Origin of the sequence: Blastococcus sp. LR1 (genome assembly GCF_020166105.1) — a bacterium.
In the GTDB taxonomy this organism is placed as follows: domain Bacteria; phylum Actinomycetota; class Actinomycetes; order Mycobacteriales; family Geodermatophilaceae; genus Blastococcus.
In genome coordinates this window covers 14,793-39,764 of sequence record NZ_JAIUJY010000003.1, presented here as the reverse complement: position 1 = coordinate 39,764, position 24,972 = coordinate 14,793, and the positions used below count along the sequence as shown (strand labels likewise).

Genomic DNA, 24,972 nt, shown 5'->3' with positions numbered 1-24,972 from the left:
ACAGGCGGGGCCGGCCCTCACACCGTCGGGTCGCCCTCCGGCACCTCGGTCGCGACCACCTCGGCGACCTCCGCATCCTCGCCGGAGAGCCCCTCGGCCTGCTCGTGCTCGTCGTGGAACGCCAGCCAGCGCATTCCGAGCGCCTCGCGCTGCTCGTCGTCGACGGCCTCCTTGAACGACGGGAAGAAGTCGGTCTCCTCCTCGGCCATGTGGTCGGCGTTGACCTGGCGCACGTTCCGCACCGCTTCCCACCAGCCGTCGCTGCCGACCTCGTGCTCCTCGACGGCGGCCGCGGCGTGCCGGATCTCGTTGTGGTCGTGCACGCCCTCCGCTGTCTCCTCCTCGCCGTCCGGGGCCTCCTGGGCCAGCAGCGGGTAGAAGAGCTGCTCCTCGCCGACGGCGTGCACCTCCAGCTTGGCGTGCAGCGCCTCCCACGCGGCGGCGAGCTCCTGGCCGGACAGGTCCTCGAGCGAGGCGAACTCCCGCCGGAAGACCTCGTGCTCGGCCAGGACGAGGGCGGTGATCTCGAAGTCGGACATGCCGACCGGCTACCCCTGGCTGCCGGAGCGGACACCAGGGGCGACGAATGGCCCTAGACGAGCCGGTTGGTCCAGAACAGGCTGAGGACGGCGCCGATCAGCACCACGAGCACGCCGGCCCGCACGAACCAGTAGCTGACGTCCTTGGCCTCGGTCGTGTAGCCGATCTGGCTGCCCAGGTCCGTGTAGACCTGCTCGAGCTCGGAGGCGCTGGCCGCCTCGCTGAAGCTGCCGCCGGTGTCATCGGCGATCTGCTCCAGGGACGCCCGGTCCACCGGCACCGGCACGTTCTCCCCGTCGATGTCGAGGGTGCCGTAGTCGGTGCCGAACGCGATCGTGGAGACCGGGACACCGGCCTCGCGGGCGGCGTCGATGGCCTGCTCGTTGTCGCGGCCCACGGTGTTCGAGCCGTCCGACAGCAGCACGATCCGGGCCGGGGGCGGCTCCTCGCCCGAGCTCTCCAGCGACGCCTGGAAGTTCTCGATCGCCGACAGGGAGGTGAAGATCGCCTCGCCGATCGCCGTCGCCTCGGCCAGGTCGAGGTTGTCGATGGCGAGGGCCACCTGACCGCGATCGGTCGTCGGCGGCACCACCGTGGTGGCCGTGCCCGCGAAGGACACCAGCCCGAGGTTGATCCGCTCGGGCAGCACGTCGACGAAGTCCGTCGCGGCGCGCTGCATGACCTGGAAGCGGGTCGGCTCGACGTCCTCGGCCTGCATGGACAGCGAGACGTCCACGGCCATGATCACCGTGGCCTTCTCCCGCGGAACCCGCACCTCGGTGCTCGGCACGGCCAGCGACACGACCAGGGTCGCCAGACCGGCCGCGACGATGCCGAAGGCGAGGTGCCGCTTCCAGCCGGGACGCTTCGGCACGAGAGTGCCGAGCAGCGCGACGTTGGTGAAGCGCGCCGCGTACGCCTTCCGGCGCAGCTGCAGCAGCACGTACACCCCGACGAGGGCGGCGACCACCAGCAGCGCCAGCAGCCACCACGGGGACTGGAAGGTCATCGGGAGGCCCCTCCGTTGCCGGCACGCCGGCGCTCGGCGACGAATCGGACGACGTCCATGAGCCAGTCGCGGTCGGTCCGCAGCTGCAGGTGCCCGGCGCCTGCCCGCCGCAGCGCCGCGGCGACCCGCTCGCGCTGGGCGGCGGCCCCCTCGGCGTAGCGGGCGCGGAACTCGGCGTTGCCCGTGGGCACCTCGAGGGTCTGCCCGGTCTCCGGGTCGACGACGGTCAGCAGTCCGACGTCGGGCAGCTCGAGCTCGCGCGGATCGACGACCTCGACGGCGAGCAGGTCGTGCCGGGCACCGAGACCCCGCAGCGGCCGCTCCCAGTCGCTGTCGCCCAGGAAGTCGGAGATGACCACGACCAGCCCGCGGCGGCGCGGCGGACGACGCAACTGCTCCAGCGCCTGGGCGAGGTCCCCCCGGCGGCCGCTGGCCGCCCGCGGGGTCGCCACGACCGAGCGCAGCAGCCGCTCGGCGTTCAGCCGGCCGGGCCGGGCCGGATAGCGGTCGACCCGCTCCCCCGTGGTGACGACGGCGCCCATCCGGTTCCCGCCGTGCACGGTCAGGTGCCCGACGGCGGCCAGCCCGGCGATCGCGAGGTCGCGCTTCTGGCAGTTGGCCGTGCCGAAGTCCAGGCTCGCCGACAGGTCGACGACCGCCCAGGTCTCCAGCTCGCGGTCGGCGATCGTCTCGCGGACGTGCGGCACCTGGGTGCGCGCCGTGACCGGCCAGTCCATCCGCCGGACGTCGTCACCGGGGTGGTACGTCCGGGAGTCGCCGGCCTCGCTGCCCGACCCGGGCACCAGGCCGAGGTGGTCGCCCTGGAGCAGCCCGTCGAGCCGACGCCGGACGGTGAGCTCCAGCCGCCGCAGCAGGACATCGGACGGGCCGTCGGTGAAGCGGGGCGGGGCGCCGTCGCTGCCGCCGGTCGCGGCGGCGGACCCGGGCGTCGCGGGGTGCAGGAGCAGCCCCGGGTGCTCGGGTGCGGCCGGGAGCGCCTCCTCCCGGCGACGGCGGCCGATCACGCCTGCTGCGACCCGGGTGCGGCGCCGTTGCCTCGGTCGAAGCTGTTCGTGTCGAAGCCGTTGCCCTGGGACCCGGCGGCGGTGGCTCCGTTGCCCTGCGGGCCGTAGCCACCCGGCTGCTGCGGCGCCGGCTGCTGCTGGCCGCCGAGCCACGGCGCACCGTTGGGCTGGGGCGCACCGTTGGGCTGGGGAGCACCATGGGGCTGCGGCGGGCCGTAGAACGGCTGCGGCACGGACGGGCCACCCGGCGCGCCGGGACCGCCGCCGGTGGCCTGCTGGCGCGGCGCGACCTGCGGCAGCGGCACGGTCTGCACGATCCGCTTGACGATGTGGTCGGCCGGCACGCCGTCGGCCAGCGCGTCGTAGGAGAGCACCAGGCGGTGGCGCAGCACGTCGGCGGTGACGTCGAGGACGTCCTGCGGGAGCACGTAGTCACGGCCACGCACCAGCGCGAGCGCGCGGGCGGCGGCGATCAGGCCCAGCGAGGCACGCGGGCTGGCGCCGTAGGACACCCAGTTCGCGACGTCCTCCATCCCGTGCTCGCGCGGCGAGCGGGTGGCGACGACGAGGCGCACGACGTAGTCGACCAGCGCGTGGTGCACGAAGACCTGCGACGCCGTCTTCTGCAACCGGCGCAGCTCGTCGGGGTCCAGCACGGTCTCGGCCACCGGCTTCTCCGAGCCCATCCGGTAGATGATCTCGCGCTCCTCCTCCGCGCTCGGGTAGTCCACGAGCACCTTCATGAGGAAGCGGTCGCGCTGCGCCTCCGGGAGCGGGTAGACGCCCTCGGACTCGATCGGGTTCTGCGTGGCCAGCACCAGGAACGGGTCGGGCAGCTTGTGGGTGACCCCGCCGATGGAGACCTGCCGCTCGGCCATGACCTCCAGCAGCGCCGACTGCACCTTGGCGGGCGCGCGGTTGATCTCGTCGGTCAGCACGAAGTTGGCGAACACCGGGCCGAGCTCGGTGTCGAAGGCGTCCTGGCCGGACTTGTAGATGCGCGTGCCGATGATGTCGGCCGGCACCAGGTCGGGGGTGAACTGCAGGCGGGCGAACTTGCCGCCGACGACGGTCGCCAGGGTCTCCACCGCGAGGGTCTTGGCCACACCCGGCACGCCCTCGAGGAGCACGTGGCCCTTCGCCAGCAGGGCGACGAGCATCCGCTCGACGAGCCGGTCCTGCCCGACGATGACGCGCTTGATCTCGAAGAGGACCCGCTCCAGCCGGGCCGCGTCGGCCGACGGCGGGACGGGCGCGGGGGCGCTGCTGACGGCGGTCACGCGAGGATCCCGGGGAGGACGGAGGGCATCGGCGTTCCCGCCGGTGCGGTGCTGATCGGCTCGCGTGCGGACTCGCTCACGGGGCTCCCTGGTCGTCCCGGGCCGCGGTCTCCCCGACACGGGAAGACCGTCGACAGGGCGGTGACGTCCCGACCCCTCGTCCAGTGTCCTACACCGGGCGGGTCCGGCCACTCGCCGCGCACGACGAGTCTCGGCGGTGGCCGACGGTCAGATCTGAGCCGTCAGATTTTCGGTCCCCAGGGAGGGATCTCGCCCTGCCTGCAGACCGCCGGGACTGCTAGCCTGGCTGGTGCGTCGGGCAGCTCCCCCCGTGGCTGCCCGACGCCTCAATCCGGCGCTGCTCGGTACCTGTTCAGGCCGACGGCCGCACGGCGCCGAAGTAGGTCGAGCTCGAGGTCCGCGCGCGGGCGACCGTCACGTTCTGGCCGCTGCTCGGGGCCTCGATCATCTGACCGCCGCCGATGTAGATGGCCACGTGGGTGATCGACATGTAGTCGTACCGGTCACCGCCCCAGAAGAGCAGGTCGCCGGGCTGCAGGTCGCCGGTGGCCACCTGCTTGTTCCGGTTGAGCCACCACTGGTCGCGGCTGGTGCCGCCGATGGCGATGCCGGCGCGGGCGTAGGCGTACTGGGTGAGCCCGGAGCAGTCGAAGCCGACGAGGTTGCTGTCGGAGCCGATCCCGCGGCTCGGGCCGTTGCTGCCGCCACCGCCCCACGAGTAGGGCACGCCCAGCTGGGAGCGCGCGGCCGCGATGGCGGTCTGCGCAGCCGACGCAGACGGAGCGCCCGCGGAGCCGCCACCCGGAGAAGGCTTCGGACGCGGGGCCGGGGCAGGTGCCGGGGCGGGAGCGGGTGCCGGGGCAGGGGCGGGGGCGGGCGCCGCGACGGGCGCACGGCCGGCCGGGGCCTTCCGGGCGGCAGCCTGGCGGGCGGCCTCCTGCTGCGCCGCGACGCGGGCGCCCTCCAGACCGTTCAGGGTCTGCTGCGCCTCCTGGAGCTCGGCCTGGAGCGCGTCCTCCTGAGCGTCGACCGCGTCGGCCTGCGCCCGCGCCGACGCCTCCTGCGCCTGGGCGTCGGCGAGCAGCACCGCGGCCTGGGCCTGGAGCTCCGCGGCCTTGCCTGCGGTCTCGGCGGCGGCCCGCTCGGCGTTTCCGGCCTCGACCTCCAGCGCGGTCAGCTCGACCAGGACGTCGGTCCGGTGCGCACCGGCGGCGTCCAGCAGCGCCGCGCGCTCGATGAGCTCCGCGGGACCGCCCGCCGTCAGCAGTGCGCTCATCCCCGGGGTGGTGCTGCCCCGCATGTAGCTGTCCCGTGCGAAGGCCGAGACCTCGTCGCGCCCCTTCTCCACGTCGAGCTCCGCCTGGGCAGCCTCGGCAGCCGCGGCGTCGGCGGCGGCCTTCGCCGTCTCGGCCGCCTCGTGCTTGTCCTCGTAGTCCTGCTGCACGATCAGCGCCGCCTGATGGGCGGCGTCGGCGCCGGCCTGCGCCTCGGCGAGCTGGGCGGTGATGGCCCCCACCCGCTCGGCCGCTGCGGTCCGCTCCTGCTCCGCCGCAGAGATCTGGGCGTCCGTCGGATTGCGCGGGGCGGCAGAGGCGACCCCGGGCGCGAGCCCCAGGCCGAGCAGGGTGATGGCGCCGAGACCGACCGCGCGGCTCCCCCAGCGGACGCCGAGGGAACTCGTACCGAACCGTGCCTCGCACTGCGCACTCACGAACCCGACTCCTCCGTTGCCCGGCGCTCCCTGGAGGGGCGCCGGTCTCGACTGGTGTCGCGCACCCGTCGGGGTGCACCCGTCCCAGATCGACCACAACGGGTGAGGAGCACAGGGGTCGGCCGTGCCGTCTCCCCCTTCGGGGGGAGGCGACACGCGAGGGTGACGGCTGGGCTCTGCCGAGAGAGCCGATGCCGGCTACCGCGAGGCGCTGGCCCAGCCGAACAACGACGAGGCCGCCCGGGAGAGCTGGATCGCACAGCGGCGGCACAGCGGCGGCACAGCCCCCGCCGTGTGCGCGGTTGTGCCGATCCGATGCGCAGAACGACACATCCGCGCACTCCGTGGGCGGCCGGCTACGCGCCAGGCGGCGCTGAGCCAGAGACCTCGGGGACGGGCGGCCCTTCAGTTCACCTGGCGCTCGGAGCCGGACCAGAAGTCCTGCCGCAGCTTGAACTTCTGGATCTTGCCCGTGGCCGTGCGGGCCAGCTCGTCGCGGAACTCGACCCTCTTCGGCGCCTTGTAGCCGGCCAGCCGGGCCTTGCAGTGGGCGATGATGTCGGCCTCGGTGGCCTGCTCCCCCTCGGCGAGCACGACCACCGCCGTCACCAGCTCGCCCCACTTGTCGTCGGGGATGCCGATGACCGCGACCTCCGCGACGGCCGGGTGGCTGAACACGACGTCCTCGACCTCGATCGAGGAGACGTTCTCGCCGCCGGTGATGATCACGTCCTTCTTGCGGTCGGAGATCGTCAGGTAGCCGGCGTCGTCGATCGTGCCGCCGTCCCCGGTGTGGAACCAGCCGTCCTCGAGCGCCTCGGCGCTGGCGTCGGGGTTCTCCCAGTAGCCCTCCAGCACGGTGTTGCTGCGGGCCAGCACCTCGCCCGTCTCGCTGGTCGACAGCCGGGTGCCCAGCGACGGGACGCCTGCCCGTGCCAGCCGCTTGGCGCGCTCCTCGGGCTCCAGGCCGTCGTACTCCTCGCGGCCGCGGTTGATGGTGAGCAGCGGCGCGGTCTCGGTGAGGCCGTAGATCTGGTTGAACTCCCAGCCCAGCTCGGCCTCGATCCGGGCGATGGTCCGCGAGGGCGGCGGGGCGCCGGCGACCACCAGCCGCACCTTGTCCCGGCCGGGGATCTCGCCGTCCCACTCGGCGGCGGCGTCCAGGACGGCGTTCCAGACGGCGGGCGCGCCGGCCATCATCGTGACGCCGTGCTGCTCCACCCGGCGCAGGATCTCCGCGCCGTCGATCTTGCGGATGATCACCTGGCGGGCGCCGATCCCGGCCATCGCGTAGGGCAGGCCCCAGCCGTTGCAGTGGAACTGCGGCAGCGTGTGCAGGTAGACGTCGCGGTCGCTGATCTGCATGTGCATGCCGAAGGTGACGGCGTTGACCCAGAGGTTGCGGTGGGTCATCTGCACGCCCTTGGGCCGCGCCGTCGTCCCGCTCGTGTAGTTGATCGTCGCGGTGGCATCCTCGTCCGGCTCGGCCCACGGCCGCGGCTCGGCGTCGTACCGGAGCAGCTGCTCGTACTCCTCCCCCGTGCCGAACCGGTGCTCGGCGCGCACGCCCTTGAGCGTCGTCTCCAGCTCCGGGTCGACCAGCAGCACCCGGGCGCCGGAGTGCCCGACGATGTACTCGACCTCCTCGGGCTGCAGCCGGAAGTTGATCGGCACGGCGACCCGGCCCGACGAGGGCACCGAGAGCAGCAGTTCCAGCAGCCGGGCGGAGTTGTGGCTGACGATCGCCACCCGCTCCCCCTCGGCGATCCCGAGCTCGTCGAGGGCCGCCTGCAGCGCACGGCCGCGGCGGGCGACGTCGCGGTAGGACACCTCGCCGAGCGACGGGGCCGGCTGCGCCGGCTCGTCGACGACGCCGATGCGGTCGCCGTAGACCAGCTCGGCGCGGTCCAGGAAGTCGCGGGTGGTCAGAGGCACGCGCATGCCGGCTCCCGAGGGGTGAGGACGTGGTCCCCGTCACGCTATCCGCGTGCGACCAGCTTCGGCAGGGCGGTGCCGATCTGCTCGTGCACGACGAGGTCGGCGACGTCGTCGTAGGGCGTGGGCTCGGCGTTGACGACGACGACGCGTGCCCCCGCGCCCAGCGCGAGGTCGACCAGCCCGGCCGCCGGGTGGACGGTCAGCGAGGTGCCGACGGCGAGGAAGACGTCGCAGTCGGTGGCCGCGGCGACCGCCGCGTCGACGACCCGCTCCTCCAGCACCTGGCCGAAGTAGATGGTCGCCGACTTGAGGATCCCGCCGCAGACGAGGCAGGCCGGGTCGGGCTCCCCCGCCTCGACCCGGTCCAGCGCGGCGCGCATCGGCGTCCGGTCCCCGCACTTGGTGCAGAGCACCTCGTTCACGGTGCCGTGGATCTCCAGCACCTGGTCCGGGTCGGAGCCGGCCGCCTGGTGGAGGCCGTCGATGTTCTGCGTGATCAGCCCGCGCAGCCGGCCCTGGCGCTCGAGGTCGACCAGCGCGGCGTGCCCGGCGTTCGGCTGCGGATCGACGTCCTGCAGATCGCGGCGCATCAGCCACGACCGCCGCCGGATCTCGGGGTCGGTCAGGTAGTAGGAGATCGTCACGAGCTTCTCGGCGTCCGGATCGCGGGTCCAGACGCCCTTCGGCCCCCGGTAGTCGGGGATGCCGCTGTCGGTGGAGATGCCCGCCCCGGTGAGGACCGTGATGCGGGAGGCCGCGGTCAGCCACTCGGGCAGGGGTTGGGGGACGACGCCGGTCACGCCCGCCACGGTAGAGCGGGACGGACCGCCGACGCCCGAGCGAACGCGCGCCGGCCGGCCCGCTCGAGCGACGGCATGACCAGGACGATGCCCACCGCGTAGGCGGCACCGAGGAGCGTGTCGACGACGTAGTGCTCGCCGCCCCACACCAGGACCACGGGCATGAGGACGGCGTACGCCACGAGCGCGACGCGCTGCCACGACCGGCGGGCCATCGGCAGGAGCACCGCGCACATGAGCACGGCGAAGGCGGTGTGCAGCGACGGCATCGCCGCAACGAGGTTGACCTGACCCTGCCCGGAGTCCAGCAGGACGCCGGCCTTCGGCAGCCCGAGGACCGCCCACCCCGAGCTGCTGATCCGCTCGACGGGCTCGATGACGCCGTCGCGGGCGGCCAGCCACGGCGGCGCGGCCGGATAGAGGACGTAGGTGACCAGACCGGCCAGCGAGAGGCCGACGACGAGCCGGGCGCACCGGGCCCAGCGCTCGCGATTGCGCACCCAGAGCACGCCGAGCACCAGCGGGGTGACGACGAAGTGGCTGCTGTAGACCAGCGTCGCCAGCGCCTTCCACCAGTCGGCCTGCACGTGCTCCTGCAGCCAGCCGGTGGGCAGCACTCCTCCGAACAGCCACCGGTCGGCGTCGGCCAGCTCCTGGACGGCGACCGGCATGCCGACCCCGTCGGCGAACCCGCGGCTGGCGTCGTAGGCCATCAGGACCGCGACCAGCGGGAGCCAGTCCAGCAGCAGCCGGCCCAGTCGGCGCGGACCCTGGGTGGTGGCGTGCACGGCGAGCCCGGCGAGCACCCAGCCGAGCAGCACCACCCGGTCAGTCGGCAGCCCGCGCACCGCGCAGGTCCCCGCAAAGGCGGCCGCCAGCCCGAACCACAGCACGGCGGTGAGCAGCAGGGGCCGACCGTCCCTGGGGCGCGCCGGACTGCCCGCCCACTGGAGGGCGGGGGCCGCCGGGGCGCCGACGGGTGCCGGGATCTCGACCGCGGTCATGCCGCCGGACGCTATCGGCGTCCGCAACTGCTGTGCGATCTGCGTCCGCGGCACGCCGCCACGTCCTCCACGCGAGTGACAGGAGAGCCGTCGTGGACGGGTGGGACGACGCTCCCGGACGATTTCACCGCACGCCCCCGGGTTTCGTCCGACGTGATGCAGGTCACCGGGTGAAGGAAGGGTCGCCTGACCCGCCATCCTCCTGGCTGAACTGGGATGATCGGGGGTGGAAACGAGCGCGTGAACCAGCCGCGAGGCACCAGCACGCGACGAACCAGCGAGGGGTAGGCGCAGAAGAGTGGCAGCCAGCAAGGACAGCTTCGGAGCACGGGCGACGCTCACCGTCGACGGCACCGACTACGACATCTACCGGCTCGACGCGGTGGAGGGCTCCGAGAAGCTGCCCTTCAGCCTGAAGGTCCTCCTCGAGAACCTGCTCCGCACCGAGGACGGCGCGGACATCACCGAGGACCACATCCGGGCGATCGCCAACTGGGACCCGTCGGCCGAGCCCGACCAGGAGATCCAGTTCACCCCGGCCCGCGTGGTCATGCAGGACTTCACCGGCGTCCCCTGCATCGTCGACCTCGCCACCATGCGCGAGGCCATGGCGGAGCTCGGCGGCGACCCGCAGAAGATCAACCCGCTCGCCCCGGCCGAGCTGGTCATCGACCACTCCGTCATCGCCGACATCTTCGGCACCGAGGACTCGTTCCAGCGCAACGTCGAGATCGAGTACGAGCGCAACGGCGAGCGCTACCAGTTCCTCCGCTGGGGCCAGGGCGCCTTCAGCGACTTCAAGGTCGTCCCCCCGGGCACCGGCATCGTCCACCAGGTCAACATCGAGCACCTGGCGCGCGTGATCTTCCCGCGCCAGGAGGGTGACCGCGTCGTCGCCTACCCCGACACCTGCGTGGGCACCGACTCGCACACCACCATGGTCAACGGCCTGGGTGTCCTCGGCTGGGGCGTCGGCGGCATCGAGGCCGAGGCCGCGATGCTCGGCCAGCCGGTCTCGATGCTCATCCCGCGCGTCGTGGGCTTCAAGCTCTTCGGCCAGCTGCCGGACGGCGCCACCGCGACCGACCTCGTGCTCACGATCACCGAGATGCTGCGCCAGCACGGCGTGGTCGGGAAGTTCGTCGAGTTCTACGGCGAGGGCGTCACCGCCGTGCCGCTGGCCAACCGCGCCACGATCGGCAACATGAGCCCGGAGTTCGGCTCGACCGCGGCGATGTTCCCCATCGACGAGGAGACCATCACCTACCTCAAGCTGACCGGTCGCGACGAGCAGCAGGTGGCGCTGGTCGAGGCCTACGCCAAGGAGCAGGGCCTCTGGCACGACCCGTCGCGCGAGCCGGCGTTCTCCGAGTACCTGGAGCTCGACCTCGGCAGCGTCGTCCCCTCGATCGCCGGCCCGAAGCGCCCGCAGGACCGCGTGGCCATCACCGACGCGAAGTCCTCCTTCCGCGCGGCGCTCGCCGACTACGTGCAGGCCGACGAGACCGGCGGCGAGGACCGCAAGCCCGGCGTCCCGGCGCAGGAGAAGCCGTTCGGCGTGAAGTCGTCGGTCGACGAGGCCGTGGCCGAGACCTTCCCGGCATCGGACCCCATCGCCGAGACGCACGGCAACGGCGAGGCCGGCAAGCCCGACGCCTACCACGGCAACGAGGACGCCGACCGGCCCCGCAAGCCCACCCGGGTGGTGATGGAGGACGGCACCGAGACCGAGGTCGACCACGGCGCCGTCGTCATCGCCGCCATCACCTCGTGCACCAACACCTCGAACCCGCAGGTGATGATCGGCGCGGGCCTGCTGGCGAAGAACGCCGTCGAGCGCGGGCTGACCAGCAAGCCGTGGGTCAAGACGACGATGGCCCCCGGGTCCAAGGTCGTCATGGACTACTACGAGAAGGCCGAGCTCACCCCGTACCTGGAGAAGCTCGGCTTCTACCTCGTCGGCTACGGCTGCACGACCTGCATCGGCAACTCCGGCCCGCTCCCGGAGCCGGTGTCCGCCGCGGTCAACGAGGCCGACCTCGCCGTCGTCTCGGTGCTCTCGGGCAACCGCAACTTCGAGGGCCGGATCAACCCCGACGTCAAGATGAACTACCTGGCGTCGCCGCCGCTGGTCATCGCCTACGCGCTGGCCGGGTCCATGGACGTCGACCTGAACAACGACCCGCTGGGTCAGGACGCCGACGGCAACGACGTCTTCCTGGCCGACATCTGGCCGTCGCCGCAGGAGGTCCAGCGGGTCATCGACCACGCCGTCTCCGCGGAGCAGTTCGGTCGCAGCTACCAGGACGTCTTCGCCGGCACCGAGCAGTGGCAGAACCTGCCCACCCCGACCGGTGACACCTTCGAGTGGGCCGAGGACAGCACCTACGTGCGGCGTCCTCCGTACTTCGAGGGCATGCCGGCCGAGCCGTCCGAGGTCCAGGACATCACCGGCGCCCGCACCCTCGCGGTGCTCGGCGACTCGGTCACGACCGACCACATCTCGCCGGCCGGCTCGATCAAGGCCGACAGCCCCGCGGGCAAGTACCTCCGCGAGCACGGCGTGGACCGTCGCGACTTCAACTCCTACGGCTCGCGCCGCGGGAACCACGAGGTCATGATCCGCGGCACCTTCGCCAACATCCGGCTGCGCAACCAGCTGGTCCCCGGCACCGAGGGCGGCGTCACCAAGAACCACCTGACCGGTGAGACGACGACGATCTACGACGCCTCGCGCGAGTACATCGACGCCGGCATCCCGCTGGTCGTGCTGGCCGGCAAGGAGTACGGCTCCGGTTCGTCGCGCGACTGGGCCGCCAAGGGCACCGCGCTGCTGGGCGTCAAGGCCGTCATCGCCGAGAGCTACGAGCGCATCCACCGCTCGAACCTCATCGGCATGGGCGTCCTGCCGCTGCAGTTCCCCGAGGGCGAGAACCGCGAGTCGCTCGGCCTGACCGGCGACGAGGAGTTCACGATCACCGGTATCACCGCGCTGAACGACGGCTCCGTGCCGCGGACGGTCAAGGTGAAGGCCGGCGACGTGGAGTTCGACGCGCGCGTGCGCATCGACACCCCCGGTGAGGCGAACTACTACCGCAACGGCGGCATCATGCAGTACGTGCTGCGCTCGCTGCGCAACGCGGGCTGACGGTCCCCTGACCGACTGACCCGCTGATGGACCTGGGCCTGGGTGGTCGCGGATACCTGCTCACCGGCGCAAGCCGGGGGCTGGGATTCGCGACCGCCCGGGCCCTCGTCGATGACGGGGCCCGGGTGCTGGTCAGCGCCCGGTCCTCCGACGGCGTCGCGAGCGCCGTCCAGGAGCTCGGCGGCGCTCCGTCGGCCTTCGGGTTGGCCGCCGACCTCGCCGACACCGGTGCCGCCGAGCGGCTCGTCGAGGAGGCCCGGCGGCAGCTGGGCCGCCTCGACGGCGCACTGGTCTCCGTCGGTGGCCCGGCGCCCGGCACGGTTCTCGGCACCGCCGAGGACGACTGGCGGGCCGGTGTCGAGAGCGTCCTGCTCGGCCCGTTGCGGCTGATCAGGGCGCTCGTACCGCACCTGGGCGAGGGCGCGGCGATCGGGCTCGTCCTCTCCACCTCGGTCCGTCAGCCGATCGACGGACTGGCGATCTCCAATGGCCTGCGTCCGGGCCTGGCGATGACCGCGAAGGGCCTGGCCGACGAGCTCGGCCCGCGTGGGATCCGCGTGGTCGGCCTGCTGCCCGGCACCATCGCCACCGACCGCATCACCGAGATCGAGGCCGCCTCGGGCGATCCGGTGGCCGCCCGCACAGCCACCGAGGCGTCGATCCCGCTCGGACGGATCGGCGATCCCGCGGAGTTCGGCCGGGTGGCCGCGTTCCTGCTCTCCCCCGCCGCCTCCTACGTCAGCGGCACCATGGTCGCCGTCGACGGCGGCAAGCTGCGCGTCCCGTGACGGCACCCGATCCGGCCCCGGTGCTGGTCGCCTGCGCGCACGGCACCCGCAACCCCACCGGACGGCGGCTGATCGCCGAGCTGGCCCTGGCCGCTCGCCGGCTCCGCCCGGGGCTGGTGACCACAGCGGCGTTCGTCGACGTCCAGCCGCCCACCGTGGTCGACGTCGTCGCCGGGCTCTCCACGACCGGGCAGCCGGCGATCGTCGTCCCCCTGCTGCTCTCCGGCGGCTACCACGTGCACGTCGACATCGCCCAGGCCGTGGCGGCCGCCCCCGGCGCCGTCGCCGCCCGGCCGCTGGGCCCCGACCCGCGACTGGCCGCCGTGCTGCGCGACCGGCTGCTCGAGGCCGGCGCCGACGCTGCCGACCCGCGAACCGCCGTGGTGCTCGCGGCCGCCGGGTCCAGCGACCCGCGATCCGTCGCCGACGTCGAGGACACCGCCGCGCTCCTCCAGCGTGAGTGGGCCGGGCCGGTGACCACCGGGTACGGCTCGGCCGCGAAGCCGCCGGTTCCTGACGCCGTCGCCGCCGCCCGCGCGGCCGGCGCGGAGCGGGTGGTCGTCGCCAGCTACCTGCTGGCGCCGGGGCACTTCCACGACAAGCTCGCCGGCGCGGGCGCCGACGTCGTCACGGCTCCCCTGCTGCCCGACGAGCGGATCGCCGCCGTCCTGCTCGACCGGTACGACGCCGCGGTCGGTTGAGCTAGGCCTGCCAGCCGAGCAGCCGGTCACCGACGACGAGGACGAGCACCAGCAGCGCCGCCGCGGCGACGGGGATCGCCGGGGTCCACCAGGAGCCGCTGAGCGCCCAGCGCGCCAGCACTGCGGCCAGAACCAGCCAGACCAGCCACAGCACGATCAGCGCCGGTCCCGGAACAGCGAGTCCGCTGACCAGGTAGAAGTAGCCGACCAGCAGGTGGACGCTGCCGGCCAGGAGACCGACGACCAGGGGCCCCGCGGACCGGGTGGCGGGCGGCTGCGTCATGGCGGCGAGTATGGCGGCGATCGGCGTTCCATGGCGTCGACCACGCCGCCGCATCAACGCCGGCCCGAGGACCTACTGTGGACAGCGATGGACGGCGAACCGGAGACCGACGGAACAGAGGTGTCGGCTGCCGCCGACGGCGCGTCGGCTCCAGCGGACGCCACTGAACAGGCAACCCCGCCGACAACGACGTCGACCTCAGGTTCACGTCCACGCTCTCCGCGCACCTGGAACCGGCCGACCTCGATCGCCGCGAGCTCGCTGCTGGCGGTCGTGCTGGGCTTCGCGCTCACCGTGCAGATCCGCAACACCGACGAGCCCGACGTCCAGGTCGGCGCCACCCGCGAAGCGGACCTCGTGCTCATCCTCGACGAGCTCAACACCCGTGAAGAGGTCCTGCGCCGTCAGATCAACGAGACGCGGCAGACCATCGAGGACCTCAGCACCGGACAGCAGCAGTCGGACACCGCGGTCGAGGAGGCGCAGGCCCGCGCCCGGGCGATCGGGATCCTCAACGGCACGCTCCCGGCCCGAGGCCCGGGCGTGCGCGTCACGGTCCGCGACCCCGAGCGCGCCGTGCCCTCCTCCGCACTGCTCGATGCCATCCAGGAGCTGCGCGGAGCCGGCGCCGAGGCGATCCAGGTCGACGGCGTGCGGGTCATCGTGTCCAGCGCCGTCACCGGCAACCCGGGCTCGCTGCGCATCGACGGGAAGCCGCTGACCGCCCCGTACGACATCCGCGCCGTCGGGCCGACCGCCGCCATGGAGGTCGCCCTCAACGTGGCCGGCGGCTTCGTCGCCGACGTCGGCCGCGAAGGTGGAACGGCCCGGGTCACCCAGGCCGCCGAGGTCGTCGTCGAGGCGCTCGTCGACTGAGCGCCCCGACCCTGACCTGCCCGCGCCTCACTGCGGGATGAGCAGTCCCCGCAGTTCGTCGGTCAGCGCCTGACGGGCCTCGGGGTCCTGGCGCCAGGAGGCCGGCGTGGTCTGGAACAGCGAGATCCGCCAGCGGCCGCGACCCTCGTCGACGGCCACCATGGTGTGCACGGCGTGGAACCGCGGGTCCAGGTCGTTGCCGCCCGGCGGGATCATCCCGGCGTGGGCGATGAGCATCGCGACGCCCTCGGCCACCGGGCGCACCGAGCGGACCACCGCGACGTAGGCCGGCGTCTCCCGGGTGGCGAACACCTGTCGCAGGTCCGCGGCGATGGACAGCCGGCCGCGGTGGTGGCTGCCGTCGAAACCGATGATGTCGCCGTCGTCGGCGAACCCGGCGGCGACCGCCGCGCCGCTGCGCCGGTTCCATCCGTCGACGAAGTCCGCGTAGAGAGCGCGGATCTGGGTGTCCTGCGGGTGGGCTGCGGTCACGTCTCCTCCTCGCCGGCGTTCGTCGGTCTTCCCCGACGGTGCTGTGTTCCTTCGTGACCGCGCCAGCTCGGTCACGTGCCCCGGCTGCGGCCGCCTGGGACAGGAGTGACGCTAGTGCTCGGTGGGCAGCGACCGTTCGACGCTCGCCGGTGCGCCACGCGGCCCGATCTGCGGTTTTCCGGTGCTCCCGAGCGCCTGCGACGGTGCGTGCGCGGTCGTGCGCACAGCGACACGGGATCGCTGCTCAGCCGACGGGAGCGCGGGTGCGGTCCCCTTCGGCGAATTGGGTGCGGTAGAGGTCGGCGTAGCGGCCGTCGCGGGCCAGCAGCTCCTCGTGCGTGCCGGATTCCACGATGCGACCGTCGTCGACCACCAGGATCTGGTCCGCGCTGCGGATGGTGGAGAGCCGGTGCGCGATCACCAGCGACGTGCGACCGGCCAGCGCAGTGTCGAGCGCGTGCTGCACCGCCGCCTCCGACTCGCTGTCGAGGTGCGCGGTGGCCTCGTCGAGGATCACGATTCCCGGCGCCTTGAGCAGCACCCGCGCGATCGCCAGCCGCTGCTTCTCGCCGCCGGAGAGCCGGTATCCACGGTCACCCACGACGGTGTCCAGCCCCTCGGGCAGCGCCCGCACCAGCTCGGCGATGTGCGCGCCCTCCAGCGCCCGCCACACCTGCTCGTCGGTGGCCTCGGGCCGCGCGTAGAGGAGGTTGGCGCGCATCGTGTCGTGGAAGAGGTGCGCGTCCTGGCTGACCACGCCGATGGCGTCCCGGAGCGAGGCGAGCGTCGCCGTGCGCACGTCCACTCCCCCGACCCGCACCGCGCCACCGGTGGCGTCGTACAGCCGCGGCACCAGGTGCGCGATCGTCGACTTGCCGGCGCCGGAGTGCCCCACCAGCGCGACCATCTGCCCGGGCTGGACCCGGAAGCTCACGTCGTGCAGCACGTCGACGGGGCCGCCGTGCTCGGGCATCGACACTTCTTCCAGTGACGGCAACGAGACGTCCGCGCCCGCCGGATAGCTGAACGAGACGGAGTCGAACTCGATGGATCGCTCGTCGGCCGGCACCGCGACGGCGTCCGGCGCCTCCCGGATCATCGGCGGCAGGTCCAGCACCTCGAAGACCCGGTCGAAGCTGACCATCGCGCTCATCACGTCGACCCGGACGTTGGCCAGCGCCGTCAGCGGGCCGTAGAGCCGCGACAGCAGCAGGGCCAGCGCCACGACGTCGCCGGGGCTCAGCGAGCCGTCGAACGCCAGGTATCCGCCCATGCCGTAGACCAGCGCGGTGGCCAGCGCCGCGACCAGCGTGAGCGCGGTGAAGAAGGTGCGGCCGTACATGGCCGAGAGGACGCCGATGTCGCGCACGCGGGCCGCCCGGCCGCGGAAGGACTCCGCCTCGACCCCGGGCCGCCCGAACAGCTTCACCAGCAGGGCGCCGGCCACGTTGAACCGCTCGGTCATGGTGGCGTTCATCGAGGCGTTGAGCTCGTAGGACTCCCGCGTGATCTCCTGCAGCCGGCGGCCGATGCGGCGGGCGGGCAGGACGAACAGCGGGACCAGCACCAGCGAGAGCAGCGTGATCTGCCAGGACAGCGTGAGCATCACGGCGGCGGTGAGCACCAGGCCGATGACGTTGGAGACGACGCCGGAGAGCGTGGAGGTGAACGCCTGCTGGGCGCCGACGACGTCGTTGTTCAGCCGGCTGACCAGCGCTCCGGTCTGGGTGCGGGTGAAGAAGGCGACCGGCATCCGCTGGACGTGCGCGAACACCTTGCTGCGCAGGTCGTAGATGACGCCTTCACCGATGCGGGCGGAGAACCAGCGCGTGCCCAGCGAGATCGCCGCGTCGACCACGGCCAGCCCGCCGATCACCAGCGCGATGCGGACGATGTCGCCCGCAGTCCCCTCGAGCCCCGCGATCCGGTTGATGATGTCGCCGGCCAGCAGCGGGGTGATGACACCGATGACCGACGAACCGATCACCAGCACGAGGAAGAAGGTCAGCTCGCGGCGGTAGGGCCGGGCGATCCCCAGGATCCGGCGCACGGTCCCCGGGGGCAGCTGCCGGGCCGTCACGGATGGATCCCGTCTGAACGACCGCATCGCGGCCATGGAGGTCATGGAATTGCCGTCCATCGCACCTCCCTGGTTCCCGCCGGGCGCACCCCCGGCCGCTGCTGCAACCGGGGGGCGTCCGAGCTTGTTCCGGGAAGCCTCTCAGCGACCGCTGACGAGATCGTGCAGTCGCCCGACCTGGGCGGCCCGCTCGGCGGCGTCCTGGGTCGCGAAGTCGTTGCGGACGGCGGAGCGCACCAGCGCCGCCGTGGCCCGGCTGGCGCCCACGGGCGGAGCCAGCAGCGCCTGGACCAGGTCGCCGACGGCGCCGTCGAGCTCGGCACCGGGGACGACGAGCGTCGCCAGCCCGATCGCCTGCGCCTCGGCCGCGCCCACGGCCCGTCCGGTCAGGCACAGCTCCAGCGCGCGGGAGTACCCGACCAGCTCGACCAGCGTGCTGGTGCCGGTCAGGTCGGGCACCAGCCCGAGCGTCACCTCGGGCAGCCGTAGCTGCGCGTCGTCGGCGAAGACCCGCAGGTCGCAGGCGAGCGCGAGCTGTGCGCCGGCGCCGATGGCGTGGCCCTGGACCGCGGCGACCGAGACGATCCCCGGCGACCGCAGCCAGCGGAACCCGTCCTGGTACGCGCGAATCCGCTCCTGCGCCTCCTCGACCGGCAGCCCGACCAGTTCGCCGAACCCGCCACCGCCGGTCGCCGCCGGGTCGAACATGCTGCGGTCGAGGCCCGCCGAGAAGGAGCGCCCCTCCCCCTTCAGCACGACGACGCGGACGTCGTCGTCGAGGGAGGCGCCGATCCCGGCCAAGGCCGCCCAGGTGGCCGGCGTCTGGGCGTTCAGCTGGTCGGGACGGTCCAGGGTGACGGTGAGGACGGCGCCCTCGCGGCTGGTCCGCACCCAGCCGGACTCGGACAGAGAATTCGTGGAGTCGGGGGTCACGCCTTCTTACTATTCCGGTTGGCCCCACCGCGGCTGCGCAGTGATGCCCCGGACTCCGACAGGAGACGGTGGACGAATCCGTAGGATCGCTTGGTCGACTCCGCCAGCGATCGGATGCTCTCGCCCTCGTCGTAGCGCTTGCGCAGGTCGTCGGCGAGCGTCGAACGGTCCCCACCGGTGATGCGCTTGCCCTTGCCGAGGTCCGCAGTTGTCGAGTCGGCCATGGCTCCCCTCCGTGTCAGCCATCGGCCCGGCGCCGGGACGAGCCCGCGCCGCGCGCCGATCATGGCTGTCGCCCTGGTGCCGCCGTCCGGGTGACCACGGCTCCCGCCAACCCATGATCACCCAGACCGCAGGTGTCGGCCATGTGAAGACGGAGAAACGGAAACGGACGGTGCGGTGCCGCTCCGGGGGCGACGACGGTGCGGGTCGACCCGCACCAGCGACTCCTGAACCGTGCCGCGGCGCGGGTCAGGAGACGACCGGGCGGCTCGACCCGGACGGCAGAGGTCGTACAGCGGTCGACAGGACTCGACCGGGCGCGGACGCCGGGGTCAGGCGAGCTCGACGAGGTCGGCGAGCTCCTCGCTCCAGGCGTCCTCGGTGCCGTCGGGCAGGATGATGACCTTGTCCGGGTCCAGGGCCCGCACCGCGCCCTCGTCGTGCGTGACGAGCACGATGGCGCCGGCGTAGGTGCGCAGCGCGTCGAGGACCTGCTCGCGGCTGGCCGGGTCCAGGTTGTTCGTCGGCTCGTCCAGCAGCAGCACGTTCGCGCCCGAGATGACCAGCGTGGCCATGGCCAGCCGGGTCCGCTCACCGCCGGAGAGCGTGCCGGTGCGCTGGTCGACGGTCTCGCCGGAGAAGAGGAAGGCGCCCAGGATCCGCCGCAGCTCGGTGTCGGTGCTGTCGGGTGCCGCCGACCGCATGTTCTCCAGCAGCGTGCGGTCCATGTCCAGCGTCTCGTGCTCCTGGGCGTAGTAGCCCACGCGCAGGCCGTGGCCCGCCTTCACCTCGCCGGTGTCGGGGCTCTCGGTGCCGGCCAGCATCCGCAGCAGCGTCGTCTTCCCGGCGCCGTTGAAGCCGAGGACGACGACGCGCGCGCCCCGGTCCACCGCCAGGTTCACGTCGGTGAAGATCTCCAGCGCGCCGTAGCTCTTGCTCAGTCCCTCGGCGGTGAGCGGCGTCTTGCCGCAGGCGACCGGGGTCGGGAAGCGCAGCTTGGCGACCTTGTCCTGCACCCGCACGTCGGCGAGGCCGGCGGCCAGCCGCTCGGCGCGCTTGTCCATGCTCTTGGCGGCCTTGGCCTTGGTGGCCTTCGCGCGCATCTTGTCGGCCTGCGCGTTGAGCGTGTCGATCTTGCGCTCGGTGTTGGCCCGCTCCTGCTTGCGGCGACGCTCGTCGGTCGCCCGCTGCGCGAGGTAGGGCTTCCAGCCGAGGTTGTAGACGTCGACGACGGCACGGTTGGCGTCGAGGTGCCAGACCTTGTTGACCACCTGCTCGAGCAGTTCGACGTCGTGGCTGATGACGATGAGGCCGCCGCGGTGGGAGCTCAGGAAGCCCTTGAGCCAGGTGATCGAGTCACCGTCCAGGTGGTTGGTCGGCTCGTCGAGCAGCAGCGTCTCGGCGTCGGAGAAGAGGATGCGGGCGAGCTCCACGCGACGGCGCTGACCACCGGAGAGCGTGCGCAGCGGCTGGGCGAGCACGCGGTCCGGCAGCCCCAGGTTGGTGCAGATGCGCGCGGCATCGCTCTCCGCGGCGTACCCGCCGAGCGCGGCGAACTGGTCCTCGAGCCGGCCGTAGCGGCGGACCGCCTTGTCCTGCTCGGCGTCGTCGGCCGGCTCCGCCATCGCGACCTGGGCCTTGACCATCTGGTTGCGGAGCACGTCGAGGCCGCGACCGGACAGCACGCGGTCGCTGGCGGTGATGTCCAGGTCTCCGCTGCGCGGGTCCTGCGGCAGGTAGCCGAGCTCACCGCTGACCTCGACCTTGCCGGCGTGCGGCACGCGCTCACCGGCGAGCGTGGTGAGGGTCGTCGTCTTGCCGGCGCCGTTGCGGCCCACCAGCCCGATCCGGTCGCCGGGCTGGACGCGGAGGGTGGCCTCGCTGATGAGAATGCGGGCCCCGGCGCGCAGCTCCAGACCGGTCGTCGTGATCACTGATCCCAGGGTAGGCGCTCCCTCCCGGATACCACGAACGTTTCCGGGGTGACATCGACGGCATCACACGGCCGGGCGTGTTGTGGGCCCGACCGGTACCGCGCGGGGGAACGGCGCGCCAGGATGCGGCCATGAGCCCGCCCGGAGGCCCGTGGGTGCCCGCCTGTCCCGTCTGCGGCCGTCCGGTCGCAGACGTCGGACCGGGCCCCTGCCCGTCGTGCGGACTGCCCGCCGCGGCGCAAGCGGCCCTGGTCCTGGCCCGCATCGGGGCGACGATCGGCGAGCTGAACCGTGACCGCGACGAGCTGCTCGCCACCCTCCGTGCCGCCGCTCCGGGAGTCCCTGCCCCTCCCCCGGCACCGACACCTGTGCCGCCGGCCCCGGCCCCGGCCGCGCAGCCGTGGACGCCACCCGGCCCTCCCCCGTGGGCGCCACCGATGCCCGGCGGCGCCGCGAGCCCGCCGCCCCCGGCTGCTGCCCGCCGGCGCGCGCTCACCCCCCAGCAGGTGCTCCTCGGACTCGGCGCGCTGCTCGTGGTCACCGCCGCGCTCACCTTCGTGGCCGTCGCCTGGGCCCGGTTCGGGCTGGCCTTCCAGGCCGGCGTGATGCTCACGGCGACGGCCGCCGCGTGCGGGACCTCCGCCTGGACCGCCCGGCGCGGGCTGCGGGCCACCGAGGAGGCGCTCGCCGCCGCCGGGAGCGCCCTCCTGGTCATCGACCTCGCCGCCGCCCGGTGGCTCGGCCTCTTCCGCATCGAGGAGATCCCGCTGCGCTGGTGGTGGGTCGTCTCCTGCGCCGTCGTCCTCGTGGCAGCGCTGACCCTGGGCCGGTTGACCCGCAGCACCGCCGTCTGGCCGCTGGCGGCGCTGCTCGCCGCCCAGCCGCTGCCGCTCCTGCTGCTCCCCTCGCTCCTCTCCCCCCTGGGAGCGGCCGTCCTGCTGGCCCTCGCGGCGGCGGACCTCGTCGCGGCCCGAGCGCTGCGCCGCTCCCTGGCTCCGGTCGCGCTCGTGCTCGCAGGCCTGGCGACGGCGGCGGGCAGTCTGGTCGGACTGGCCCTGGCGATCGACGCGGCGACTCCGGCGGAGTCCTGGGCGGCCACGGCGGTCCTGGTCGTCGCCGGTGCCGCAGCGATCGTCCTGGCCTCCCGGCCGGCCGGCCCACTGCCTGCCCCCGTTCCGGTGGCGGCCTCCGCGGCGGCCGTCGGTGGGCTGGCTCTCACCGGCTCGCTGGCCATGGGCGGCGGGGCCGGCGCGATCGCGGCCACGGCCACGGGCCTGGTCCTGCTCACCCTGGCCGTGCCGGCGGCCCGCCTGCCCGTTCCCGTGGCGGCCCTCACCGCCGGCGGCGCGGCGATGACCTTCCTGGGGGCGACCTTCGTGTCCGACCTCCCGGACCCACGGGCCCTCCCGCTGCTCACCCTGGGCGCGGTCGTCCCGGCGGCGCTGGCCGCGGTGCGGCTCCCTGCGCTGCGGGTTCCGGCCACGGTCACGGCCCTCGCGGCACCGGCCCTGGCGATCGCCAACGCCCGCGCCGACGGGATCCTCGCCGTCGCGGTCGCCGGCCTGCTGTTCGCTCTCCTGGGCGCCACCGCCTTCGGCCTGGCGGCCCTGCGCGCCGGGCACCGCGAAGAACTGGTGCTCGCGGTCGGGGGCGGCCTCGCCGGGGTCGCGGCCGGGCTGACCTCGGCCGGAGCAGGTGCCTGGGGTCAGGTCGGCATCCAGCTCGGCATCGTCGGCGTGGCCGCGGGTGGCTACGCGCTGGTCTCCGGTCGCCGCGGTGTCGGGGCCCTCGCCGTGGCCGACCTGGTCCTCGCCTGCTGGATCGCCGTCGGCGGCGCCGGCGTCGACACCCCCGAGGCCTACACGCTCCCCGCCGCGCTCGGGCTCCTCGTCGTGGCGCTGCCGCAGCTGCGGGCGGGCGCTCCCTCGTGGGCTGCCGAGAGCCCGGCCGTCGGCGTCGCCCTGGTGCCCTCGGCGCTGGTGGTCGTCGCCGACCCGACCGCGCTGCGGCTCGCCCTCGTCGTCGCCGCGGCCGTGCTCTGCACCGTCGGGGGCGTCCTCCGGCACCGGCAGGGGCCGTTCCTGATCGGGGCCGGCGTCCTGCTCCTCGTCACCGTGGGCCGCCTCGGCCCGTACGCGCCACTGCTCCCGCGCTGGCTCAGCCTCGGCGCCGCCGGCCTGGTCCTGCTGGTCGTGGGCGCCACCTACGAGCGCCGTCGGCAGCAGGCGCGCGAAGCGGTCGCCTGGGTCGCCCAGATGCGCTGACCCGGGCTGCTGCCCGGGCCGCCCCGCCCTACGGTGGGACGTCGCGACGCAACGAAAAGGGGGTCGTCATGGGTCAGCCGGCAACGGTTCCACCGCTCCCCTATCGGACGAAGCCCCCGCAGGTGCTCCTGGCCGTCGGCGCCGTCCTGCTGGTCAGCGCCGGCGCGACCCTCGCCTCGGCCCACGGCGGGCCGGTCGTGCGGGGGCTGGTGCTCGCGCTGGCCGCCGTCGCCGCCGGCGTCTCGGTGCGCGCCCACCGGGCAGGGCTGCGCAGCTCCGCCGAGACCTTCGCGGCCAGCGCCGCCGGGCTGGGCCTGGGCGGCAGCGACCTCGTGGGCTCGCCGGCAACCGGGGACGCACTGGTCCCCCTCTGCCTCGCGGGCGTCTACCTGGGCCTCCACGTGTTCTCCCGCAGCACGGCGATCCGGTCGAAGGCGACCTGGTGGCCGGCAGCCTGGCCGCTGGCCGCCTGGGCAGCCGGTCAGGTCGCCGTGCTGCGGTCGCTGGACCTCGTGCCGGGGTTCCTGCGCACCGAGCTCTTCCTCGGCGTCGCCGTGGTGGGCCTCGGCACCGCCCTGTGGGGACGGCCGCTCGTCGGCCGGCTGACGATGGCGACGACCGCGCCGTGGTTCGCCGCCGGGGTGCTGGGCGGGTCCGTCGAGGCGTGGACCGGATCCGGCGCCGGACGATGGCTCGCGACGGCGCTGGTCGCCGCGGCCGCCGGCGGGTTGCTGCTCGCACGGTTGCGCCGACCGCTGGACGTGCTGCTGGGACCACCCCGCCTGGTGCCGGTCGTGGCCGGGGCGGGAACCGCGGCCGCCGTCACCGGCGCCTGCTCCGCCGGCGGCCCCGTCGCCGTCGCGGTGGCCGGCTTCGCCGGCGTCCTGGTGGCGGCGGCCGCTGCCGCCGAGCTCTCCGGCTGGCGGCGCGGACTGCTCCTGCCCGTCGCCCTCACGGGGGGCGTGCTGCTCGCGGTCCTCTCCATCGCCCGGCTGGTCGACGGCCGGCACTGGTCGGAGATCGCGCTGCTGCTCCTGCTCACCGCCGTGCCGACCGTCTGGGTGGCCGTCCTCCGCAGGGACGACCGGCCGGTGGCCGCGCCGACCGCGCTCGGCTGCCTCGCCGGCGCCGCGCTGCTGGGTCTTCCCGACGGGTGGGCCTCCCCCAGCGCCGTCGCCGTGCTGCTGACCGGGCTCTACGTGCTGGCGCTGGCGACGACCGCCCGGCTGGACCGGGACTCCCGCCGGGCCACCGCGGTCGCCGGAGCTGCGGTCGCCGCCATCGCGGTGGGCGTGCTCGTGACCCAGGGCGCTGCCGGACCGATCGCCGTCCACCTCGCCGTCCAGGGCGCGGTCACGCTGGCCTGGGCCTGGTGGACCGGAGGCCCCGGCACCGCCGCGGACGCAGCCGAGGACGCGACGACCGCCTGGCGGGTGGGCGCGGTCCAGCTCGTGCTGGCCGGCTGGATCGCCGCCGCCGACGCAGGCCTGGGCGCGGTGGAGGCGTACAGCCTGCCCGCAGCCGCGGGGCTCCTGCTGGCCTCGGGGCGAGGTCTGCTCCGGAAGGCGTCCTGGCCCACGTGGGGCCCGGCTCTGGTGGTGGCGGCAGCGCCGTCCACCGTGCTCGCCATCGCTTCCGCCGAACTCCTCCGCGTGGTGCTGGTGCTCGGAGCCGCCGCCGTGGCGATGGTGGCGGGCGGCCGGGCGGGGCTGCGCGCGCCGCTGCTCGTCGGCGCCGTCACCGCGCTGGCGCTCGCGCTCGGTCTGGCCGCGCGGTCGCTGCCCTGGCCAGGGGCGGCCGTGCTGATCGCCGGCAGCATCCTGCTGGTCATCGGCATGCTCCGCGAGCACCGGCCGGTCGCCGGCTTCGCCGCGCGCCTGGCCGACCTAAGGTGACGTGCTGGAGCGGCCTCGCTGCTGGGGG

General features: G+C 73.8%; 19 protein-coding genes and 1 pseudogene. 6 read left to right on the top strand and 14 right to left on the bottom strand.

The genetic code is table 11. The features are described from left to right. Positions 1-17 precede the first annotated feature (17 nt). The 8 genes and pseudogenes from LBW97_RS08930 to LBW97_RS08895 all read right to left on the bottom strand — a co-directional run bounded on the left by LBW97_RS08930 (position 18) and on the right by LBW97_RS08895 (position 9,328). Positions 18-539, bottom strand: a complete 522-nt coding sequence (locus tag LBW97_RS08930) for a hemerythrin domain-containing protein (protein WP_224499069.1) — start codon at positions 537-539, stop codon at positions 18-20. A gap of 53 nt (positions 540-592) precedes the next feature. Then, complete coding sequence (locus tag LBW97_RS08925) at positions 593-1,549, bottom strand: VWA domain-containing protein (protein WP_224499068.1); 957 nt, start codon at positions 1,547-1,549, stop codon at positions 593-595. After that, the gene (locus LBW97_RS08920; protein WP_224499067.1) at positions 1,546-2,574 is read right to left on the bottom strand and encodes a DUF58 domain-containing protein; all 1,029 of its coding nucleotides are present in this window, start codon (positions 2,572-2,574) and stop codon (positions 1,546-1,548) included. Before LBW97_RS08920 ends, LBW97_RS08925 begins: the two co-directional genes overlap by 4 nt. A 302-nt stretch (positions 2,575-2,876) precedes the next feature. Beyond that, a pseudogene (locus LBW97_RS08915) lies at positions 2,877-3,854 on the bottom strand (AAA family ATPase); the annotation flags it as partial. 373 nt (positions 3,855-4,227) lie between these two features. Beyond that, entirely contained in the window at positions 4,228-5,586 is a 1,359-nt protein-coding gene (locus tag LBW97_RS08910; RefSeq protein ID WP_224499065.1) for an NlpC/P60 family protein, read from the bottom strand. A gap of 405 nt (positions 5,587-5,991) precedes the next feature. Next, the gene (locus tag LBW97_RS08905; protein WP_224499064.1) at positions 5,992-7,527 is read right to left on the bottom strand and encodes an AMP-binding protein; all 1,536 of its coding nucleotides are present in this window, start codon (positions 7,525-7,527) and stop codon (positions 5,992-5,994) included. 38 nt (positions 7,528-7,565) lie between these two features. After that, entirely contained in the window at positions 7,566-8,324 is a 759-nt protein-coding gene (locus LBW97_RS08900; RefSeq protein WP_224499063.1) for a Sir2 family NAD-dependent protein deacetylase, read from the bottom strand. Beyond that, complete coding sequence (locus tag LBW97_RS08895) at positions 8,321-9,328, bottom strand: phosphatase PAP2 family protein (protein ID WP_224499062.1); 1,008 nt, start codon at positions 9,326-9,328, stop codon at positions 8,321-8,323. Before LBW97_RS08895 ends, LBW97_RS08900 begins: the two co-directional genes overlap by 4 nt. Before the next feature lie 298 nt (positions 9,329-9,626). Between LBW97_RS08895 and LBW97_RS08890 the strand changes: the two genes are divergently transcribed. Genes LBW97_RS08890 through LBW97_RS08880 form a run of 3 tightly spaced genes read left to right on the top strand, consistent with a single transcriptional unit; the run spans position 9,627 to position 13,965 of the window. Beyond that, positions 9,627-12,476 carry an aconitate hydratase gene (locus LBW97_RS08890; protein ID WP_224499061.1) on the top strand — a complete coding sequence of 950 codons (2,850 nt, stop codon included), beginning with the start codon at positions 9,627-9,629 and terminating at the stop codon, positions 12,474-12,476. Between the two features lie 26 nt (positions 12,477-12,502). Continuing rightward, entirely contained in the window at positions 12,503-13,264 is a 762-nt protein-coding gene (locus LBW97_RS08885) for an SDR family oxidoreductase (RefSeq protein ID WP_224499060.1), read from the top strand. Then, positions 13,261-13,965, top strand: coding sequence for a sirohydrochlorin chelatase (locus LBW97_RS08880; RefSeq protein ID WP_224499059.1), 705 nt, complete (start codon positions 13,261-13,263; stop codon positions 13,963-13,965). Before LBW97_RS08885 ends, LBW97_RS08880 begins: the two co-directional genes overlap by 4 nt. A 1-nt stretch (position 13,966) precedes the next feature. Here the strand turns inward: LBW97_RS08880 and LBW97_RS08875 are convergent, their stop codons facing one another. Then, entirely contained in the window at positions 13,967-14,248 is a 282-nt protein-coding gene (locus LBW97_RS08875; RefSeq protein ID WP_224499058.1) for a hypothetical protein, read from the bottom strand. 273 nt (positions 14,249-14,521) lie between these two features. On the opposite strand from LBW97_RS08875, the gene LBW97_RS08870 reads away from it, so the two are divergent. Then, positions 14,522-15,124, top strand: a complete 603-nt coding sequence (locus LBW97_RS08870) for a DUF881 domain-containing protein (RefSeq protein WP_224499057.1) — start codon at positions 14,522-14,524, stop codon at positions 15,122-15,124. A gap of 27 nt (positions 15,125-15,151) precedes the next feature. Here the strand turns inward: LBW97_RS08870 and LBW97_RS08865 are convergent, their stop codons facing one another. The 5 genes from LBW97_RS08865 to LBW97_RS08845 all read right to left on the bottom strand — a co-directional run bounded on the left by LBW97_RS08865 (position 15,152) and on the right by LBW97_RS08845 (position 20,785). Then, a complete protein-coding gene (locus LBW97_RS08865; RefSeq protein WP_224499056.1) occupies positions 15,152-15,616 on the bottom strand; it encodes an SgcJ/EcaC family oxidoreductase in 465 nt (154 codons plus the stop codon). A gap of 244 nt (positions 15,617-15,860) precedes the next feature. Further along, positions 15,861-17,696: an ABC transporter ATP-binding protein gene (locus LBW97_RS08860; protein WP_224499055.1), complete on the bottom strand. Its 1,836-nt coding sequence runs from the start codon at positions 17,694-17,696 to the stop codon at positions 15,861-15,863. 141 nt (positions 17,697-17,837) lie between these two features. Further along, positions 17,838-18,629 (bottom strand): enoyl-CoA hydratase/isomerase family protein, encoded by a 792-nt coding sequence (locus LBW97_RS08855; RefSeq protein WP_224499054.1) that lies wholly within the window; start codon positions 18,627-18,629, stop codon positions 17,838-17,840. Then, positions 18,626-18,853, bottom strand: a complete 228-nt coding sequence (locus LBW97_RS08850; RefSeq protein WP_224499053.1) for a helix-turn-helix domain-containing protein — start codon at positions 18,851-18,853, stop codon at positions 18,626-18,628. The genes LBW97_RS08855 and LBW97_RS08850 overlap by 4 nt, the downstream gene beginning before the upstream one ends. Positions 18,854-19,183: 330 nt before the next feature. Further along, positions 19,184-20,785, bottom strand: a complete 1,602-nt coding sequence (locus tag LBW97_RS08845) for an ABC-F family ATP-binding cassette domain-containing protein (RefSeq protein ID WP_224499052.1) — start codon at positions 20,783-20,785, stop codon at positions 19,184-19,186. Between the two features lie 131 nt (positions 20,786-20,916). Here LBW97_RS08845 and LBW97_RS08840 point away from each other — a divergent pair, with 131 nt between their 5' ends. Further along, positions 20,917-23,049 carry an SCO7613 C-terminal domain-containing membrane protein gene (locus tag LBW97_RS08840; protein ID WP_224499051.1) on the top strand — a complete coding sequence of 711 codons (2,133 nt, stop codon included), beginning with the start codon at positions 20,917-20,919 and terminating at the stop codon, positions 23,047-23,049. 68 nt (positions 23,050-23,117) lie between these two features. Next, positions 23,118-24,944 carry an SCO7613 C-terminal domain-containing membrane protein gene (locus tag LBW97_RS08835; RefSeq protein ID WP_224499050.1) on the top strand — a complete coding sequence of 609 codons (1,827 nt, stop codon included), beginning with the start codon at positions 23,118-23,120 and terminating at the stop codon, positions 24,942-24,944. Positions 24,945-24,972: the final 28 nt, after the last annotated feature.

What these genes read in the sequence shown, in the direction of transcription:
- LBW97_RS08835 (WP_224499050.1), top strand. Translation starts at nt 23,118, where the DNA reads ATGGGTCAGCCGGCAACGGTTCCACCGCTCCCCTATCGGACGAAGCCC.
- LBW97_RS08850 (WP_224499053.1), bottom strand. Translation starts at nt 18,853, where the DNA reads ATGGCCGACTCGACAACTGCGGACCTCGGCAAGGGCAAGCGCATCACC.
- LBW97_RS08875 (WP_224499058.1), bottom strand. Translation starts at nt 14,248, where the DNA reads ATGACGCAGCCGCCCGCCACCCGGTCCGCGGGGCCCCTGGTCGTCGGT.
- LBW97_RS08930 (WP_224499069.1), bottom strand. Translation starts at nt 539, where the DNA reads ATGTCCGACTTCGAGATCACCGCCCTCGTCCTGGCCGAGCACGAGGTC.
- LBW97_RS08925 (WP_224499068.1), bottom strand. Translation starts at nt 1,549, where the DNA reads ATGACCTTCCAGTCCCCGTGGTGGCTGCTGGCGCTGCTGGTGGTCGCC.
- LBW97_RS08905 (WP_224499064.1), bottom strand. Translation starts at nt 7,527, where the DNA reads ATGCGCGTGCCTCTGACCACCCGCGACTTCCTGGACCGCGCCGAGCTG.
- LBW97_RS08840 (WP_224499051.1), top strand. Translation starts at nt 20,917, where the DNA reads ATGAGCCCGCCCGGAGGCCCGTGGGTGCCCGCCTGTCCCGTCTGCGGC.
- LBW97_RS08885 (WP_224499060.1), top strand. Translation starts at nt 12,503, where the DNA reads ATGGACCTGGGCCTGGGTGGTCGCGGATACCTGCTCACCGGCGCAAGC.
- LBW97_RS08895 (WP_224499062.1), bottom strand. Translation starts at nt 9,328, where the DNA reads ATGACCGCGGTCGAGATCCCGGCACCCGTCGGCGCCCCGGCGGCCCCC.